Source organism: Wolbachia endosymbiont of Dirofilaria (Dirofilaria) immitis, from assembly GCF_013365455.1.
In the GTDB taxonomy this organism is placed as follows: Bacteria; Pseudomonadota; Alphaproteobacteria; order Rickettsiales; family Anaplasmataceae; genus Wolbachia.
Genome location: NZ_CP046578.1, coordinates 821,037 through 837,921, shown reverse-complemented (window position 1 = coordinate 837,921; position 16,885 = coordinate 821,037). Strand labels below are relative to the sequence as shown.

Sequence of the window (16,885 nt, the reverse complement as noted above, 5' to 3'; positions counted from 1 at the left end):
TTCCTAAAGTTTCTTTGCTTTCCTTGTCAATTTTATTATTAAGTAAGTTGAACTATTCGAGGTTTATCAATCTGACATAGCTAAAACTTCTACATCTTTATTACTAATATAAGTGTCTGATAAATTAAAAAAAAGTGGGCTCTGTGAGATTAGAGTTAACTAGAGTCATTTATTCTTTATTATGTATTATGTTAATATTATTGCTACGTAGATCGGGGTAAGTAAACTTATCTTATCCTTTTTTTACATCTTCATCATTAATGATACAGTGTTTTAAAAGAAAGTATCTTTAATACTGCTTTGACTTTGCGAAGAGCTTACCAATTTGCTTATATATGGAGTACTATATGGCTACATGAGAAGTCCATGACTCTATTATATACTCTTTAGAATTTATTCTTTCTGCTTGTCTCATATTGTATAAATGTGCTAATTGATATTTTAGAAATGTCAGTGTGGTGTATAAAAACTTATAGAGAATACTGTACTCTGTAGCATTATAAAAAACAATTATTTTCTTGTATTACTGCTCTTCATCTTAGTAATCTTTTCCTTGCCATTTGAGTAGTTAACATTGGGATACAGCATACTTTTTATGCTTATCAGTTTAGTGTGTTTGCTGGCAATCAAGTTTCTGGATATCAGTCTTAGCTATATTATGATACCTTTCTAAGTTATTGAAATGACACGTTTTGCTAGTTTATAAGTGTTGCTTAAATATTTAATGAGTTTACTAAGTAGGGAAAGATAACTACCAACTAGTATCTATTTTTAGTATTAGCGCTTCTATACTATCTTAAGCGCTATGTAGGTGCATTTTATCTTTGTAAAACACACCCTAGAAATTTTATTAAAACATAAGATGGTACTAATATTTTAATTATTATGTTAGGAAAGCTGGCAAATTTATCAAATAGTTCCTGCATTTTTAATATATATTTTCCCTTAATGTTGCTATGTTTGCATAGCTATATAGTAATATTGAGACTCATTTGGATACAAACTTGAATAATGAATAGAGGAGAATCGAAGAAATATCATTCGTCTGTATCGCTACTAATATCCTTTATCATGCTGTAGTTGCCTTTCCTAAATCTGTTTTTTAAAGACGCGACTCCACTTTCACTAATTCCACTTAAGCTTAATGCTGCACCACCTAATTGCAGTCCCATTTCAGATGTTTCGGGAATAATTTTACTAGCTCCTAAACCTCTATAAACCTCTACATTGCTCAGATCTGGTAAGCGTATTATGATACTTACATGCGGGAAATTTGCTGCGACTAGAGAAATTATCTTTTTTATAGTTACTTCATTCTTTATTGAGATCACAAGAGCTTGGGCTCTTTCTATGCCTACTGATTTCAAAATTTCATATCTTGTAGCATCTCCAAGATATATAGGAAAGCTATCACTTTTCCCTTCTTTGACTATTTTTGATTGAATATCTACTATAACATAACTTAAGTGCTCTGCAGTAAGCATTTTTGTTACCATATACCCTACTCTGCCAAATCCAGCAACTATTACATGGTTATAAAGATCTTGTGTATCTGTTTCAACCGCTTCATCATCTAGTATTACTTTTTCAGTGCTAAATGAGTTTGCTATCCACTCCCCAAGTCCTGATAAAAGAGGAGTAAAAGCCATAGTTACTGTAGTTACCATCATAAGCACCTGAGCGATTTCACTTGGTAGTACATCTAACTCATTTGCTAAACGAAATAGAATAAATGCAAATTCACCTCCTTGTGCAAGCAATAACCCAGCTTGTATAGCAAGTGCACTTCTAAACCCGAAGAACCTACACAATACATATATCATAGATGTTTTTAAGACAATAAGGATGACTGATAATAGTGTGATTAGTGGTAATTTGCTAAGTAAAAGGTCAATATCGATTGACATACCGACAGTCATGAAAAATAAGCCGAGAAATAGATCTTTAAATGGTAACACTGCGTGTTCTACTGAGTGCCTATGTTCTGTTTCTGCAACTAATAGCCCAGCAACAAATGCACCCAGTGCCATTGATAAATGAAATTGCTCGGTAATAAATGCTGCTCCTAGTATTATTAGAAGTGTTGTTGATATAAAAACCTCATTGCTTTCCATTTTAGCAATAACTGAAAATAAGGGTCTAAGTAACAACCTACCAGTTATAAATATAAGTACTAACGCAATAGCTGCTTGTATTAATGAACCTATTAGCGAGCTTATTAGGCTATTTCCAGAATTACTGGTGAGTAAGGGAACTAATACTATTAAAGGTACTACTGCGAAATCTTGCATTAATAGTACTGCTATCGATAACCTGCCAACTTGACTTGCTTGAGAGCCTTTTTCTTGTAAGACCTGCAATACTATTGCTGTTGAAGACAATGCAAGCCCGCCACCAATAACTGCTGCCATATTTGTGTTCACTTCAAAGGCAAGAGCAATGCACCATATTGCTATCATGGTAACTATAACTTGAAGAGAGCCAAATCCGAATACATGAATACGCATTGCGATAAGGCGTTCGAATGTCAATTCAAGGCCTATAATAAATAATAGAAAAACTACACCAAATTCTGCAAAATTGTCCATTGCTTTAGCTGAATGTATTAGATTAAATCCATGAGAACCAATCAATGCACCTGCAACGAAATAACCAAGCACTGGGCTAATATTCATTTTCCAAAATGCTATAACTATAAATACAGCAGCAGAAAGTAAAATTATAATATCAAATAAATACTGAGAGCTGCCGTGCATGAGATATTTAACCTCTGGAATCAGACCACTTGATTGAGCAGCCAATGCTTGGCTTTTGATTAACTGGGGGATTGCTAGTTTCCGCAATAAATTTCATGGCTTGAAATAAATCGCTACTCCCTGTTTTATAGTTTTGAACTTTTTCTTTTTTTGTATCGTTAAAGCGTCCACGATAGCAAAGTTTTAAATTAGCGTTAAGGCCAAAAAAGTCAGGGGTACAAACAGCGCCATACTCTTTAGCTACTTCTTGTGTACTATCAATTAGATATGGAAATGTAAACTTGTTTTTCTTAGCAAAATTGATCATATTTTCAAATGAGTCTTCTGGATATTTATTTGTATCATTTGGCATTATTGCAACAGTGTTAACTTGATAACCTTTTTTTAATAGATCAACGTCGCTTACTAGGTCACTAATAATTGATTGAACATAGGGACAGTGGTTGCATATAAACATTATAATAAGGCCATTTTTACCGCGACAGTCATTTAATGTATAGTATTTGTTGTCTATTCCTAGAAGATTAAAACTCTTTGCAGTAAAATTTAAATCTACCTTCGGAGTATTCAGTGCAGTCATAGGCTAAAGAGAGTTATATATCATGTGTAGTTTATAATCTTATTATTTAAATGTCAAATGATTCCTATGTATACTGGTTTGCATATTTTTTAGCGTTTCAGTTGTAGAACTTATGTTTGTAACATTTGAAGGGGTGGATGGCTCTGGCAAGACAACACAATCTGAGTTACTTGCAAATAGTCTTAAGCAAATTCGTGGTGAAAATTGTGTCATACTAACCCGAGAGCCAGGCGGAACTAGCTTTGCAGAAAAGGTAAGAGGAATGCTTTTGAGAGATAGTATTGATTCTATCTCTGAACTTCTACTATTTGTTTCAATGAGGTATGAGCATATGAAAAAATTAATATTGCCGGCCCTGAAAGAAGGGAAGATAGTGATTTGTGATCGGTTTATTGACTCGACGATTGCTTATCAAGGATATGGGTTAGGTATTGACTTGAGATTGATAGAGAATCTCCATGAGTTAGTGAAAATTAGATACCCAGATATTACATTTATTCTAGATATTGATGTTCAAGTTGGGTTAAGCAGGGCAAAGGATAAAAATAAATATGAAGAGATGGATATCTGCTTTTATGATAAAGTTAGAAAAGGATTTCAAGAAATAGCACTAAAAAAAAACAAGAGATGCTATATTATTACTCACATTGAAGCTAAAGACAATAATCAAGTGTATAGTGAAATTTATGATAAGGTTATCCTCCCAAGAATTGGTTTCTTTTAAATTAGGAACCTTAATTTAGTGATCGAATAATATACAGACGGAATGGGATTCGAACCCATGGTACGCTTGCCACGTACGTCAGTTTTCAAGACTGGTGCCTTAAACCACTCGGCCATCCGTCCGTCTCTTTTTTTTACCACAATATTTGATTCCAAGCAATCTATAAAATTTCACTTGCCCACGCAAAAGTTGTTAAATATATTATTCAATATTTCTTCAACATTAATAATTCCTGTTATCGTATCAAGTTCAGATACAGCAAGTCTTAAATCTTCAGACATTATCTCGACTGGATTGTTTATACTAAAACGTTGTAAGTGTTCTATGGCTCTCTGCATACAATTTCTGTGTCTTTGTCTGGTAATTACAGGCGTATCTTCTCTATCATAACCAAGTTTTTTCTCTACTTTTTCCTTGATTATAGAGATTAATCTCTCTGTACCTGTTCCTTTTAAAATGGAGATAGGTAAAAAATCTATGCCATTAATCTTTATATCATGATCACTTGTGATATCGTCAGCTTTGCTTAACACGTAAATAGTGTTATCTTGGTTTGATTCCATAAGGGTGGTTGATATTAGAATGCGTTTCTGAATTCTAGTTTGAATAACAGTAGGACTATAGGCAAATAGCTCTATTCTCAGATCCGCTTCATAAGACTTTTTTCTTGCTCGACTTATACCTTCTGATTCTATTGGATCTAAACTTTCATGAATTCCAGCAGTGTCAGAAAGGATGATTGGATACCCACCAATGTCAATATGAGCTTCAAGCACGTCTCTTGTTGTGCCTGCATGTTCAGAGACAATAGCGATATCACGTTTGGCAAGGAAGTTAAATAGTGTTGATTTACCAACATTTGGTTTACCAGTTATTACAATATGTAAACCATCACGCAACCTTTCACCTTGTCTATTGTCATTTAGATGTGCTTGTATTGACTGCACAAGAGCTTGCACTTCATTATTGATTTTTTCCAGTTCATTTCTTTCTATTGCGATATCTTCTGGAAAGTCTATATATGCTTCGATTTTGGATTGTATTATTATTAATCTCTGCCTCCAACTGTTAGACAATTTCTCTAATTCTCCTGACAATTGCCTAATTGCTTGTCTAGCTTGCATTCTTGTCTCAGCATTAATCAAGTCTGCGATCCCTTCTATTTGTGTTAAGTTAAGTTTGCAATTTAGAAAAGCCCTGAGTGAAAATTCTCCAGGCTTAGCCATGACAAAAATTTTTGATAATTCTTCCAGAATTATTTTTATGACTGCCTTGCTTCCATGCACTTGTAACTCTATAATATCCTCGCCGGTAAAGCTACTAGGAGCAGGAAAATAAATTACTATTCCATTGTCAATCAATTGACCTGAATTGTCATATAAATCTACTAAAGTAGCAAACCTTGGCTTAATGTTTTTCTTAATCTGAAAGTGACTTAAAACTTTAAGTGCATGATTACCTGAAATTCTGATTACTGCAACGCTTGACTTGCCAAATACAGTTGATAAAGCGAAAATGGTTTCATCTCTATTGATCATATATGAACTAATTTACTTCTTAGCGTGATTTTCCTATAAGAAATTTGAAATACTCAATTTGAGAGTGCTCAAAATTTTTGTCCTATTAACTTATATTAATATAATGTTGGTATGTTAACAAGCTAAAGTATTTATGAATATACTATAAGAGTAATCTTTAGAAGGTACCTATTAGCTAGTATTAACTCAATATTTATTATAAAATTGGTTGTTAACTAGATAATCTTGTTTATGCGTAAAGCGCTAATCTTATTGTTAATGATGTTGCCAATTAAGTTGATTGCAATTGAGATTAAAATTGTTGCAGATGTAAATGGTATACCAATTTCAAATTTAGATATTGAAAAACGCCTTAGTTTGATAGATTCGTTGTCCAACGCCAAAGATAGAAAGGAACTGAAGCTTCAAATTCTTGGTCAGTTAGTAGATGAAATTATCATTATTAATGAGGCAAAAAGATTAAATATAAAATTGAGTAGTGAAGAGTTAGATGACGCTACCATATTATTTTTAACTCAAAGCTTTAAAATTAAAGATGATGAAGTTAATCAGTATGTAAAAAAGCATAACATAGACCTTAGTCTTTTAAAGAAGCAGATAGAATGTCAACTGTTGTGGGGTAAAATCATTGAAATAAAAATTGCACCATTTATTGATATAAGTGATAATGAAATAAACGATGCACGCGAGCAGATAGAAAAGCCAGATTATCTTGTTGTGTTCCAGGAATTTATAGTTTCTAGCCAGAGAGACAAAAATATTTATAGCATGGCTGAGGATTTAGTGGAAAAATTACGCAATAGTGGTAATGACTTTGTTCCGGAATCTTCGGTAAGAATGCGTAAAACAACAGTTAATTTAAGTCATCTGAAAGGTAATCTCAGAAGTATTCTAGAAGGGTTGGAAATTGGTGATGTAACAGGACCAGTCAATTTCAGTGGAGAAGGATATTCTATTATAAAAGTGGTAGATAAAGTACAGCTTGGTTATGCACTGTTGGAAAGCACTTTAAAATTGAAACAGGTTGTGGTTAAAGACTCAGAAGATTTATTAAACGATCTTAAGAGACAAAAGGTAAGTTGTTTAAATTTTGATGAATTTGCAGGTGGTCTTAAGCTGCCAAACCCAAAGGAATTTGAAATAAAAGTAAGGAGCTTGAATCCTGATTTACAGGCTTTATTTAGTAAAACTGGTATGAATGAAATAGTAAGATTTAGAGAAAATAGTGTTATAAAATTAATAATGTTGTGTGGTATTAAAAACAATGTGACAAATATAGAAGCAGTTAAACAGCAGATATATCAGCAAAAGATTATAACACAAAGCAATTTGTTACTAGAGAGTATGCGTAAAAGTGTAGCTGTTAGTTATCAATATAACTGAGGTACGGAGATTACTTGGAGTTAAAATATAACAATTGTTAATATTAATTAAGCTTTCTTACCAATCACCACAACATTTTCACTTAGAAAGAAATAATTAGGTATAGCCATATTTTTTGGTGCAGGCCCTCCAATTACTCGACCTGATGTATCATAATATGAACCATGGCAAGGACAGAACCAGCCGTTGCCATCTTTTGTAGCGTGATTGATTGGAACACACCCAAGGTGGGTACATATTCCTATCATAATTAACCACTCACTTTTCCCCTTGTGTACTCTTTGCTCATCTAGTTCAGGGTCTCTTAGGTTTCTTATGTCAACAGCTTTTGCAATCTCAATTTCCTGCTTTGTACGTCTGCGAATAAACACTGGTTTACCTTGCCATTTTACTTTTTTTTCTTGTCCTTCTTGAATATTAGTTAAATTGACCTCGACTGTGGACATAGCTAAGACTTCAGCAGAAGGGCTCATAGACTTAATCAATGGCCAAAAACTACTTGCAGCTCCTATGCCTGCCATAGCGCATGTAGTTAATGTTATGAAATCCCTTCTACTCTTACCTTTCGTAGAGTCTTTAACAGGAAATGTTTTTTTGTTCTCCTTTCCTACTTGCGGGTTTTTATTTTTAGTTAATTTCTTGTCCATTAATTTCTGTTTGGCTACCATCCTATATTTTAATCTAAATACTGTAAATTAATCAATAGAAACTTGGATTTTTTACTTTTAGCTGTGCTTATGTATTACTACGATTAAGAAGAAATAGAGTCTTCAATTTCAGAAATGCTATCTTCAGTGGAGCTATGATCTTCAATTTTTGCTGCTGACACCACTTTTTCTTTATTTTCTGTTTTAAATAAAGTGACCCCTTGAGTACTACGTCCTGTAATTCTGATTTCATTAACCAAAATTCGAATTAACTTTCCTTTATCTGTAATGAGCATTATATTATCACCCTGCTCGACTGGAAAGCTAGCAATAACACTACCGTTTCTACTAGTAGTAAGAATATTGGTAATACCAACACCACCTCTACTGGTTACTCTATATTCGTATGCAGAAGTTCTTTTGCCAAAGCCATTTTCAGTTATAGTTAATATAAACTCTTCGTTGATTGCGAGTTTTAAGAATAATTCATTATCTATTCCTAAATCATTGAGGATCTTTTCTAATTTAGAATTAATAGAGCTACTGATTGCAGCTTCCAGCCTTTTTGCGAGTGGAACTTTTAAGTAAAGCTCTTTTATTTCTGTTGCAGCGCCTATACCATTTAGTATAGTCATGGATATCACGCTATCATGTTTTGCAAGTTTTATTCCTCTTACGCCATCTGAGTTACGACTTTTAAATTGACGTACATCGCTTACGACGAATCTAATGCCTTTTCCAAATGTTGTTGAAAGTAAAACGTGATCAATTTCATTACATACTTTAACCGATATTAGTTTATCTCCTTCATCGAGTTTTATTGCTATTTTCCCATTACTTGGAATATAGTGAAAATCTGCTAAGGAGTTACGTCTTATGTTTCCATGAGCAGTAGCAAAAATTATATTCTGATTTTCATCGCTCTCACTTGGCAACGGCATTATGTTGGTAATTGTTTCACCATCAGTAAGAGGAAATATATTAACAAGTGCTCTTCCACGTGCAGTTGGTTCTGCTAGGGGTAATTTATAAACTTTTAATCTATAGACTCGACCAATATTGGAAAAAAATAAGAGACTAGTATGGGTATTTCCAACAAATAATTTTGTAGTTACATCCTCTTCTTTTAATCCTTGTCCTAATTTCCCTTTTCCACCACGACGCTGTGTTCTATAGTGAGAAAGCTTCACGCGTTTGATATAACCATTCATGGTTACGGTTACTACCATATCTTCTTGTGGAATAAGATCTTCGGCTTCAATATCTGTATCTGATTCTTCTATTACAGTCTTTCGTGATACAGCAAATCTGTTCTTTATTTCTTGTAAATTATTTTTTATTTCTTGCATCAATTTTTCTTCTGAGCCAAGAAAAGCAGTGTATTCTTTTATTAAGTTGACTGTTAAATTTAACTCATCTTCTAATTTATCTTTCTCAAGGCCTGTTAAACGCTGTAGTTTCATGTCAAGAATGGCTTTCGCTTGCAGACCAGTTAATCTATATGCTCTATTTTTCAAAAAGATCATACTATCTGAAATTAGTTCAACAATTATGTTTATTTCAGCTGAAGTTTTCCATTTCTTATTCAAAAGCTCTTTGCTTGCTTCTTCAGGATCTTTTGCAGCGCGAATAACTTTTATCACTTCATCTATGTTCAAGACTGCAATGTAGAGCCCTATATATATATGAGCTTTTTCTCTAATTTTTCTTAGACGGAATTCTGTTCTTCTTGTTATGGCTTCTTTTCTAAAATCAATAAAAGCAGCTATGATTTCTTTTAATGACATTAAAGCAGGTCTGTTATTATTGAGGACTAAAGTATTAACGCTGAAACTGCTTCTTAGAGGAGTAAGTTCCAGTATTTGATTCAATACAAAGTCTGCTGCAGTATTTTTTCTAAGATCAATTACTATCCTAATACCAGTTTTGTCAGACTCATCTCTAATTCCTGTTATGCCGTCAATTTTCTTTTCTTTTACAAGCTCACCTATTTTTTCAATTAGTTTTACTTTATTTACTTGATAAGGTATTTCATCAATAATTATTGCTTGTCTATCTTGTGGTAGGTTTTCTATATGGGTTTTGCCTTGCATAGCAATTGAGCCTCGACCTGTGGCAAATGCTGATCTTATACCAGATTTGCCAAGAATCGTTCCACCAGTTGGAAAATCTGGTCCAGGTATAACTTCAAGTAGCTCATCTAGGGTAACTTTGGGGTTATCTATATATAATATACAAGCATCAATTATCTCTCCAAGATTATGAGAAGGGATGTTAGTTGCCATGCCAACTGCAACGCCACTAGCACCATTTACCAATAAATTTGGAAACTCTGCAGGCAGCACGACAGGCTCTATTTCATTCCCATCATAGTTTGGCTTGAAGTCAACCGTATCTTCATCAATATCATTCAATAAAAAGTGTGACATTCTGTGAAGCCTTGCTTCTGTGTATCGCATCGAAGCTGGTGGGTCGCCGTCTATTGAACCGAAGTTACCTTGTCCATCAATAAGTGGTAGAAGCAGAGAGAAGTCTTGGGCCATTCTAACTAAGGAATCATAAATAGCCATATCACCATGTGGATGATATTTTCCCATTACATCTCCGACTATACGAGCAGCCTTTTTATATGGCTTACCAGCATCGTATCCAGCTCTTGACATCGCATATAATATGCGTCTATGAACTGGTTTGAACCCATCTCGTACGTCAGGTATAGCTCTACTTATAATTACGCTCATTGCATAGGAAAGATAAGAATCCTCCAGTTCTTTTACTATTGAAACTGGCACTATATTGTTTTGCATTTTTTTGTATTTTGATTAAGTTAATTCCAATACTAACATTTAGTTGAGCAAGTGGTCAACTAGAAACCAGGCTGTGCTTGATTCCGCTTTTTGTTTACAATAGCGATATTGAGCTGTAGAATTATGTTTTAAAGTTGCTTTAAACTATTAAAAGGGGCAATTAGCTCAGCTGGTAGAGCATCTCGTTTACACCGAGAAGGTCGGCAGTTCAAGTCTGTCATTGCCCATTAATGTTAATTCTGACAACTATAGTACCTGAGTAATAACCTGTGAGCACGCTATGTATACTGTTTTTGTATCTAATTATTTATTCAAAGTTTTTTCTATTTTCTTTCTACGGATCTCTATTTTTTAGAAAAAGGTAGATAAAATTCTAAAAAAGATAGTAAGCTTTAATATTAATATAGATATATTGTTACATAATTATTGCTAATGTTATGATATCACATAATATATAATATCTGTTTGAGCTAGAAGGTAACAAGCCTATAAGCACTAGACGATATATCATTTGCTTATGGGAGAGGGAGAGTTATCTTAATATTAATAGAAGTAAGTGTTTATGCAGTTGTACAGTACGTGCTAACATAACAAAATTGCAGTTACCTTGCCTATGTATAAGAGCATTTTAACTTTAACATATTTTTTATGTATACATAGATGATGAATGGGTTTATGCAATTTGTGTAGGACATTAATGATTAAGGATATAATTACTTTGAACTTTGAGATAGAAAAAGGTGAGCCTATAGACCAATGTTACTTTTCTGCGCGTGTAAAGCTTGCGAATGAAAGCAAAAACCTTTTGTGTTAGAGGCTTAACAGTACAGTTCAGTTTGATAATCTAGATGATTATTTTAATCTTAATTATGAAAATTTCTATATCTATTATAACAAATATAGTGAACTTGATGGGAGAAGTGGGCTATATATTAATGGTGATAATGGGAGATATTTGACTTCTAATCTTCACTCAATCATTATTGATTCTCAATGGGGATATAGTTAGGTAAGGAAACGATAGTAGATTATGGATTTTGCCCTCTGTGTGCAATTTATAACCCTAATCTCTATAATAGAGCACAGGAAAAAGTTTTGATGACAAAGGTGAATTATCATTGATCGCCTAGAATATATTAAATGCTTTTTTAAGTAACAAGAGCGGCTTAATCACATAAGGTATATTCTTACGATATAAAGCAAAGTAGTTAAAGGAGAAACAAGATTAATAAGAGGGGAAAGAAAAGTAGAAGAAGAATTAAATCAAAAGAATAAAGAGTTAAAAGAGCTTATAGAAAAAGGTGAGATTACCTTGTTTAAAGTAATAGAAGGCCATGGTATGGTATGGGTAACGGACATTCCACAGCAGTTTTGCAGCTTGATAAGGGAGGTGGTGAGGTAATCCTTGATATAAGTATTACATGGCGGAGTATCAAGACAGTGAGTGCTTACATTGTATTGCCTCTAGCTATGATATACTGCTTGACTGTAAGGATTTATTTTTTGTTCTCAGTAAAAGTTCTTATCTTGAACTCGAAAGCTGGTTTTATTTAATATGTGAATTAAGTTAAGCTATGATAAATATCTAAACGGGTAAGCCATACTTTAGTGTAATGAGTTACCTTAAAGGTTGTCTGACAAATCTGAGAAAGGTAACTATCAGGTAAATGCAAAAATCACACTTAGTGATGGCTATATAAACAAAAAAGTTTTAATAGAAAATGAAATTAAGTTTAAACAGAAAAGAGAAGTTGAAGAAAATAAGGATGAACAGAAGGAAACTGCTATAATAAGTATTATAGGTAATATGAAGGAATAATATAGGGGAAGATTTAACTAACCATTTGAAAATCAGGGTAGGAAGTCTTATGGGATGGAAAAGTATGAGGCAGTGCTTACAAGGCTTAAAATCAAGATATGGATAATTTTTATCAAAACTTAAATAGTCAGTATATTACTGAAAAATATGATTATGATCAAGAAGTGATTGCTTTGTATAATAAAGTTTATATATAGGATTCTAATCTTGATGAAAGGCAGGTTATTCTTTCTGAAGCTTATATTGCGAATAATTATTTATTAAAGGCTAGGATTTTGGAACTATAAGTGATTTTAATAAGATGTTCTATAAAGGTGATGAGCTAATATGACATGAACTAGCTAAAGTTAGCTGATAGAGAAAAATGATGCGTAATTTTCAAGGCTGTTTATGAAGCATGAACATTAGTTCGTCCCATTCTCTTTTACTAATTCCACTTTCTTCTCTAGTAACATTTTCTCCTTTAATCAGCTTACGGATTACTTTTAGGCTAGCTCTTGGAATATAAGCCGACTCTAAGCAATATTCAACGAAAGCACTGTGGGCTAGTGGGACCCATTCTCTTATTATACCCAACATAACTTCTGCATAGACCCTGATTTCGTATTGGGCATGTTTATCGGCTCTGAGCTTCAAAAAGTGAAGAAGATTATGTAGATTTACCTTCCAATAAAATTGTGTGTAGTAGTTAAGCGTTAAATTAGTTCGAGCAATTTCCCTTGCAACTTCCTGTTCGATAAACTTCTTATAATGAGAATATACTAAATTGGAGTCATTTATCATGGAGTCTATTATTTCTTTTGAAGTATTTGAGTCAAAAGCTTCACTGCTGCCTTGTTTATTATTATCAGATTGTTTTGCAACTCGTTCTGGTTTTGGTATATAAAACTCGTGGTCGAGTATTGAATACCTTGCGGAATACTCATTCACATTTGCAGTTCTGTGTCTTATCCATTGTCTTGCAACAAAAATCGGAAGCTTTACATGAAACTTAATTTCACACATTTCAAATGGAGTTGTATGATGATGTCTCATCAAGTACTTTATGAGTGCTTCATCTTGATTTATCTGTTTTGTTCCTTTTCCATAAGAGACACGAGCAGCTTGTAGTATAGCACTGTCAGAGCCCATATAATCTATTACTCGAATAAATCCATGATCTAATACTTTGTATTTCTTGTATAGAATTTTGTCTATTTCTTTTACTGTAGTTCGCTTAGTTAAATAATATTCATCATTCATAACATACCCTCAAGATAAAATGGAAATATCAGCTCCACATGAATTGAGTTTTTCATGCATTACTTCATATCCTCTCCATAGGTGATGTGGATTACTTATCGTAGTCTCTCCATTAGCTACCAGAGAAGCAAGTACCAAAGCCGCTGTTGACCTCAAGTCAGTAGCATATAAATTAGATCCATATAAGCTCTTTATTCCACTTATAATGGCTTTATTTTTTTTTATGTTTATATTAGCACCTAATTTTCTCAACTCACTTGTATGTGTAAATCTGTTCTCGAAAATATTCTCTTCAATAATCGATATCCCATCAGCAATGCACATTGCAGACATGAGTTGTGGTTGCATATCACTAGGAAAATTAGGGTATGAATCTGTTGAAACGTTGATGGATTTAATAGAACAATTTTTTCTAGAAACAATGATACCTTGATTAAGTAACTTGACCCTAGCTCCTATTAGCTCTAATTCATTTGCAATACATCTTATATCGGATAGATTTATTCCCTCTAATATTAACTCACCACCAGTTACTACAGCAGCTAATGCATATGTACCAGCTTCTATTCGGTCTAATATTGTTTTGTGTACACATCCATTTAATACCTCAACTCCTGTTATTGTAATCTTTTTATTGCTGATTTTAATATTAGCTCCCATTTTCTTTAGAAATTCTATTAAATCTAAAACTTCTGGCTCTGTTGCAGCATTGTTTATTATTGTTACTCCTTCTGCAAGGACTGCAGCCATTATTACATTTTCTGTTGCACCAACGCTTATCTTCTTAAATGTAATCTCTTTCCCTTGTAGCTTTCCTTTTGCTGTTACAATTATATTGCAGCCATCAATTTCAATTTTAGCTCCCATTACTTTTAGCGCCTCGATGTGCATATCAACTGGGCGTTTTCCAATATTACATCCACCAGGGAAGACTGTTATGATTTTACCAAATCTACTAAGAATCGGACCTAACGTTAAAAAGGATGCTCGTAGCCTGCTTCCAGTTTCATGTGATATTGTATAATTATTGATGTTGCTACAATCAATTTCAAAAGTATGATTTGCTTTATAGTTTTTATTGTATATAAAGTTCACCTTTGCTCCTAGCTTTTCAAGCAATTTAGACATCAAATACACATCAGTTAGATTTGGCACATTGTGTAAAATGACTGGAGAACTACTCAATAGGCTTGCGGCCATTACCGGCAAGATAGCATTTTTTGAACCGTTAATCTTGATTTTTCCAACTAAGGGCTTATGTCTACTCTTTACTAGTATTTTGTGCATTTAAATAAACTCAACCTTACCGAATAAGTATAGTAAATTAATAGTAGAAGGCAAACTCTAGCTATAACTGCAGATTATAACAAACGCAGTAGCATAATCTCCATCATCGCTTAGAGAAAGATGTAATATGCAGTCTTTGGAAATGAGATTCTTGTCAATGGTAAGATATGGCTTTCCTCTTACATCACTATATATTTCTATATCTTTCATTGTGATGCCCTGGCTAAATCCACTGCCTAACGCTTTAACGAAAGCTTCCTTTGCTGCAAAACGCTTAGCAAAATATTTTGCACGTGTTTTTTGACTGTTGTACTTTCTGCTTACTTCTATTTCCTGCTTAGTGTAGATTTTATTGAGAAATTTCTTCTCGTACTTTTGCAGTATCTTCAATATTCTTGATATACATACTATATCAATGCCAATACCACGTATCATTCTATATGCTAAAACGATTTATTGCTTCTTCAATCTGAGTTTCTTCCATCTCTCCAGTTACTCTATTTTTTACTTCAACTAAATTTTTACTTACTGCTTTCTTTCCAACAATTATCTGCCATGGAAGGCCTATCAAATCCATTCTAGCAAATTTTGCTCCTATGCTTCCTTTTGTGTCATCATAAAGCACTTTATCGCTTTTCAAAGCTTTGTATATTTTGTTTGCAATCTCTACACATTCATTAGTTTTTATTTGTAGGTTAGTTAACCCGATTCTGAAGGGGGCTATTGTTTCTGGCCAGATAATTCCTTTATCATCATGGAAAGCTTCTATTATTGCACCGACAAGTCTTGAGACTCCAATGCCATATGAACCCATATGTATATTGACATTTTTTCCATCTTGTGTGGTAACTTTTGCATTCATTGGCTTTGAATATTTATTCCCAAAGTAAAAAATATGCCCTACTTCAATGCCCTTGCTGATCCTTAACTGTTCTTGCGGTATAGGGCAAGTTTTAGGATGATACATATCATCTGTAACTGCGTATATGCTTTTTAAACTTTCGACATCTTCATTTTCTAGCAGTTCAGGGAATTTATTGTCATAATATAAGGTGCTTTCGCCTATGCTTGCCGGTATATGAAACTCGTGGCTTAAATTTCCTCCAATTAACCCAGTATTTGCTCTAACTACAATTGGAGTGAATCCCATGCGCTTAAAAATTTTTATGTAGGTTTTATACATTAAATTATATGAATTTAGTGCATTTTTATAATCTATGTCGAAACTATATGCATCCTTCATTAAAAATTCCCTACCTCTCATAACACCGTAACGTGGTCTTACTTCATCACGAAACTTCCACTGAATTTGATATAAACAAAGTGGCAAATTCTTGTAACTTTTTGCCATATATCTAATCAGATCAGTTGCTACTTCTTCATGAGTTGGACCAAAAAGCATACCATTCTCATACCTGTCTTTAATGCGCAACATCTCTTTGCCGTAGTCATTATACCGCTCTGACTCTTGCCAAAGATTTGCTGGCTGTACACAAGGCATTAATACTTCGATGGCACCAGACTTATCCATTTCGTCTCTGATAATACCTTTGATATTTTTAAGCACTAAAAGTCCAAGTGGTAACCAAGAATAAATGCCAGATGCTGTTTGCTTTACTAAGCCTGCACGTATTGAGTATTGATGAGAAATGATCTCAGTACTAGCAGGGATTTCTTTTAAAGTTGGTAGATAATATTTAGATAAGCGCACTTAATAAATCTGATAGTATTAAATGATTTTAATACTATCAGATTTATTAGTAAACTTATTTTAAAGATGGGAAAGTGTGTTCTCTTCTATTTTACTTCTAATTTACAAATCGACTCATACGTTCCTTGAAAGAAAGAGTAGATGGGTCTTGTATTTCACTACCAACTGGATTTTCACTATTCTCTTCCTTTACAAGAGAAATTTTAGATCTTGTTTGTAAGTTAGTAGGCTTTGGTGATACAGACGGCTTGTCTGCCTTCAGTTTAGAGTGTAATAATGATGCAAATTCTGGCTTGATATCATCACCAGATCTATACCCACTTTCAGGAGTTCTATTTCCTTTTTCATTGTCTGATGGAAAAGCTTGAGGCGTAGGTTTCTCCCTGTGTTT

Annotated in this window: 13 protein-coding genes and 2 tRNA genes; 5 read left to right on the top strand and 10 right to left on the bottom strand. The window is 33.4% G+C overall.

Annotated elements, in window-relative coordinates; all coding sequences use genetic code 11:
* Positions 1-1,037: 1,037 nt before the first annotated feature.
* Positions 1,038-2,756 (bottom strand): monovalent cation:proton antiporter-2 (CPA2) family protein, encoded by a 1,719-nt coding sequence (locus tag GOY12_RS03310; RefSeq protein WP_175818722.1) that lies wholly within the window; start codon positions 2,754-2,756, stop codon positions 1,038-1,040.
* A gap of 7 nt (positions 2,757-2,763) precedes the next feature.
* On the bottom strand, positions 2,764-3,336 hold the full coding sequence (locus GOY12_RS03305) for a thioredoxin family protein (protein ID WP_175818623.1): 573 nt from the start codon (positions 3,334-3,336) through the stop codon (positions 2,764-2,766).
* A gap of 112 nt (positions 3,337-3,448) precedes the next feature.
* Between GOY12_RS03305 and tmk the strand changes: the two genes are divergently transcribed.
* Positions 3,449-4,060: a dTMP kinase gene (gene tmk / locus GOY12_RS03300; protein ID WP_175818622.1), complete on the top strand. Its 612-nt coding sequence runs from the start codon at positions 3,449-3,451 to the stop codon at positions 4,058-4,060.
* Positions 4,061-4,094: 34 nt separating this feature from the next.
* On the opposite strand, the gene GOY12_RS03295 is transcribed toward tmk, so the two are convergent.
* Positions 4,095-4,182 (bottom strand) — tRNA-Ser (locus GOY12_RS03295).
* A 48-nt stretch (positions 4,183-4,230) separates the two neighbouring features.
* On the bottom strand, positions 4,231-5,598 hold the full coding sequence (gene mnmE / locus GOY12_RS03290; RefSeq protein WP_175818621.1) for a tRNA uridine-5-carboxymethylaminomethyl(34) synthesis GTPase MnmE: 1,368 nt from the start codon (positions 5,596-5,598) through the stop codon (positions 4,231-4,233).
* A gap of 231 nt (positions 5,599-5,829) precedes the next feature.
* Here mnmE and GOY12_RS03285 point away from each other — a divergent pair, with 231 nt between their 5' ends.
* Positions 5,830-6,981, top strand: coding sequence for a SurA N-terminal domain-containing protein (locus GOY12_RS03285; RefSeq protein ID WP_175818620.1), 1,152 nt, complete (start codon positions 5,830-5,832; stop codon positions 6,979-6,981).
* 47 nt (positions 6,982-7,028) lie between these two features.
* On the opposite strand, the gene petA is transcribed toward GOY12_RS03285, so the two are convergent.
* Both petA and gyrA read right to left on the bottom strand, forming a co-directional pair.
* Positions 7,029-7,628: a ubiquinol-cytochrome c reductase iron-sulfur subunit gene (petA, locus tag GOY12_RS03280; protein ID WP_175818721.1), complete on the bottom strand. Its 600-nt coding sequence runs from the start codon at positions 7,626-7,628 to the stop codon at positions 7,029-7,031.
* Positions 7,629-7,732: 104 nt separating this feature from the next.
* Positions 7,733-10,435: a DNA gyrase subunit A gene (gyrA, locus tag GOY12_RS03275; RefSeq protein ID WP_175818619.1), complete on the bottom strand. Its 2,703-nt coding sequence runs from the start codon at positions 10,433-10,435 to the stop codon at positions 7,733-7,735.
* A gap of 154 nt (positions 10,436-10,589) precedes the next feature.
* Between gyrA and GOY12_RS03270 the strand changes: the two genes are divergently transcribed.
* Both GOY12_RS03270 and GOY12_RS03265 read left to right on the top strand, forming a co-directional pair.
* Positions 10,590-10,662: transfer RNA gene (locus GOY12_RS03270), tRNA-Val, on the top strand.
* 1,403 nt (positions 10,663-12,065) lie between these two features.
* The gene (locus tag GOY12_RS03265) at positions 12,066-12,254 is read left to right on the top strand and encodes a hypothetical protein (protein ID WP_175818618.1); all 189 of its coding nucleotides are present in this window, start codon (positions 12,066-12,068) and stop codon (positions 12,252-12,254) included.
* Between the two features lie 378 nt (positions 12,255-12,632).
* Here GOY12_RS03265 and thyX read toward each other — a convergent pair whose 3' ends face one another.
* From thyX to proS, 4 genes are read right to left on the bottom strand one after another with little or no spacing between them, the layout of a single operon-like run.
* Positions 12,633-13,496, bottom strand: coding sequence for an FAD-dependent thymidylate synthase (gene thyX, locus GOY12_RS03260; protein ID WP_175818617.1), 864 nt, complete (start codon positions 13,494-13,496; stop codon positions 12,633-12,635).
* 9 nt (positions 13,497-13,505) lie between these two features.
* Positions 13,506-14,783, bottom strand: coding sequence for a UDP-N-acetylglucosamine 1-carboxyvinyltransferase (gene murA / locus GOY12_RS03255; RefSeq protein ID WP_175818616.1), 1,278 nt, complete (start codon positions 14,781-14,783; stop codon positions 13,506-13,508).
* Positions 14,784-14,840: 57 nt separating this feature from the next.
* Positions 14,841-15,218 (bottom strand): holo-[acyl-carrier-protein] synthase, encoded by a 378-nt coding sequence (locus GOY12_RS03250; protein ID WP_175818615.1) that lies wholly within the window; start codon positions 15,216-15,218, stop codon positions 14,841-14,843.
* A gap of 1 nt (position 15,219) precedes the next feature.
* Entirely contained in the window at positions 15,220-16,494 is a 1,275-nt protein-coding gene (proS, locus tag GOY12_RS03245) for a proline--tRNA ligase (RefSeq protein ID WP_175818614.1), read from the bottom strand.
* A 125-nt stretch (positions 16,495-16,619) separates the two neighbouring features.
* Between proS and GOY12_RS03240 the strand changes: the two genes are divergently transcribed.
* Positions 16,620-16,862, top strand: coding sequence for a hypothetical protein (locus GOY12_RS03240; protein WP_175818613.1), 243 nt, complete (start codon positions 16,620-16,622; stop codon positions 16,860-16,862).
* The last annotated feature ends 23 nt before the right edge of the window (positions 16,863-16,885 follow it).

Excerpts from the sequence above, each read along its gene's own strand:
- GOY12_RS03310 (WP_175818722.1), bottom strand. The coding sequence starts at position 2,756 with ATGCACGGCAGCTCTCAGTATTTATTTGATATTATAATTTTACTTTCT.
- GOY12_RS03305 (WP_175818623.1), bottom strand. The coding sequence starts at position 3,336 with ATGACTGCACTGAATACTCCGAAGGTAGATTTAAATTTTACTGCAAAG.
- tmk (WP_175818622.1), top strand. The coding sequence starts at position 3,449 with ATGTTTGTAACATTTGAAGGGGTGGATGGCTCTGGCAAGACAACACAA.
- mnmE (WP_175818621.1), bottom strand. The coding sequence starts at position 5,598 with ATGATCAATAGAGATGAAACCATTTTCGCTTTATCAACTGTATTTGGC.
- GOY12_RS03285 (WP_175818620.1), top strand. The coding sequence starts at position 5,830 with ATGCGTAAAGCGCTAATCTTATTGTTAATGATGTTGCCAATTAAGTTG.
- petA (WP_175818721.1), bottom strand. The coding sequence starts at position 7,628 with ATGGACAAGAAATTAACTAAAAATAAAAACCCGCAAGTAGGAAAGGAG.
- gyrA (WP_175818619.1), bottom strand. The coding sequence starts at position 10,435 with ATGCAAAACAATATAGTGCCAGTTTCAATAGTAAAAGAACTGGAGGAT.
- thyX (WP_175818617.1), bottom strand. The coding sequence starts at position 13,496 with ATGAATGATGAATATTATTTAACTAAGCGAACTACAGTAAAAGAAATA.
- murA (WP_175818616.1), bottom strand. The coding sequence starts at position 14,783 with ATGCACAAAATACTAGTAAAGAGTAGACATAAGCCCTTAGTTGGAAAA.
- GOY12_RS03250 (WP_175818615.1), bottom strand. The coding sequence starts at position 15,218 with ATGATACGTGGTATTGGCATTGATATAGTATGTATATCAAGAATATTG.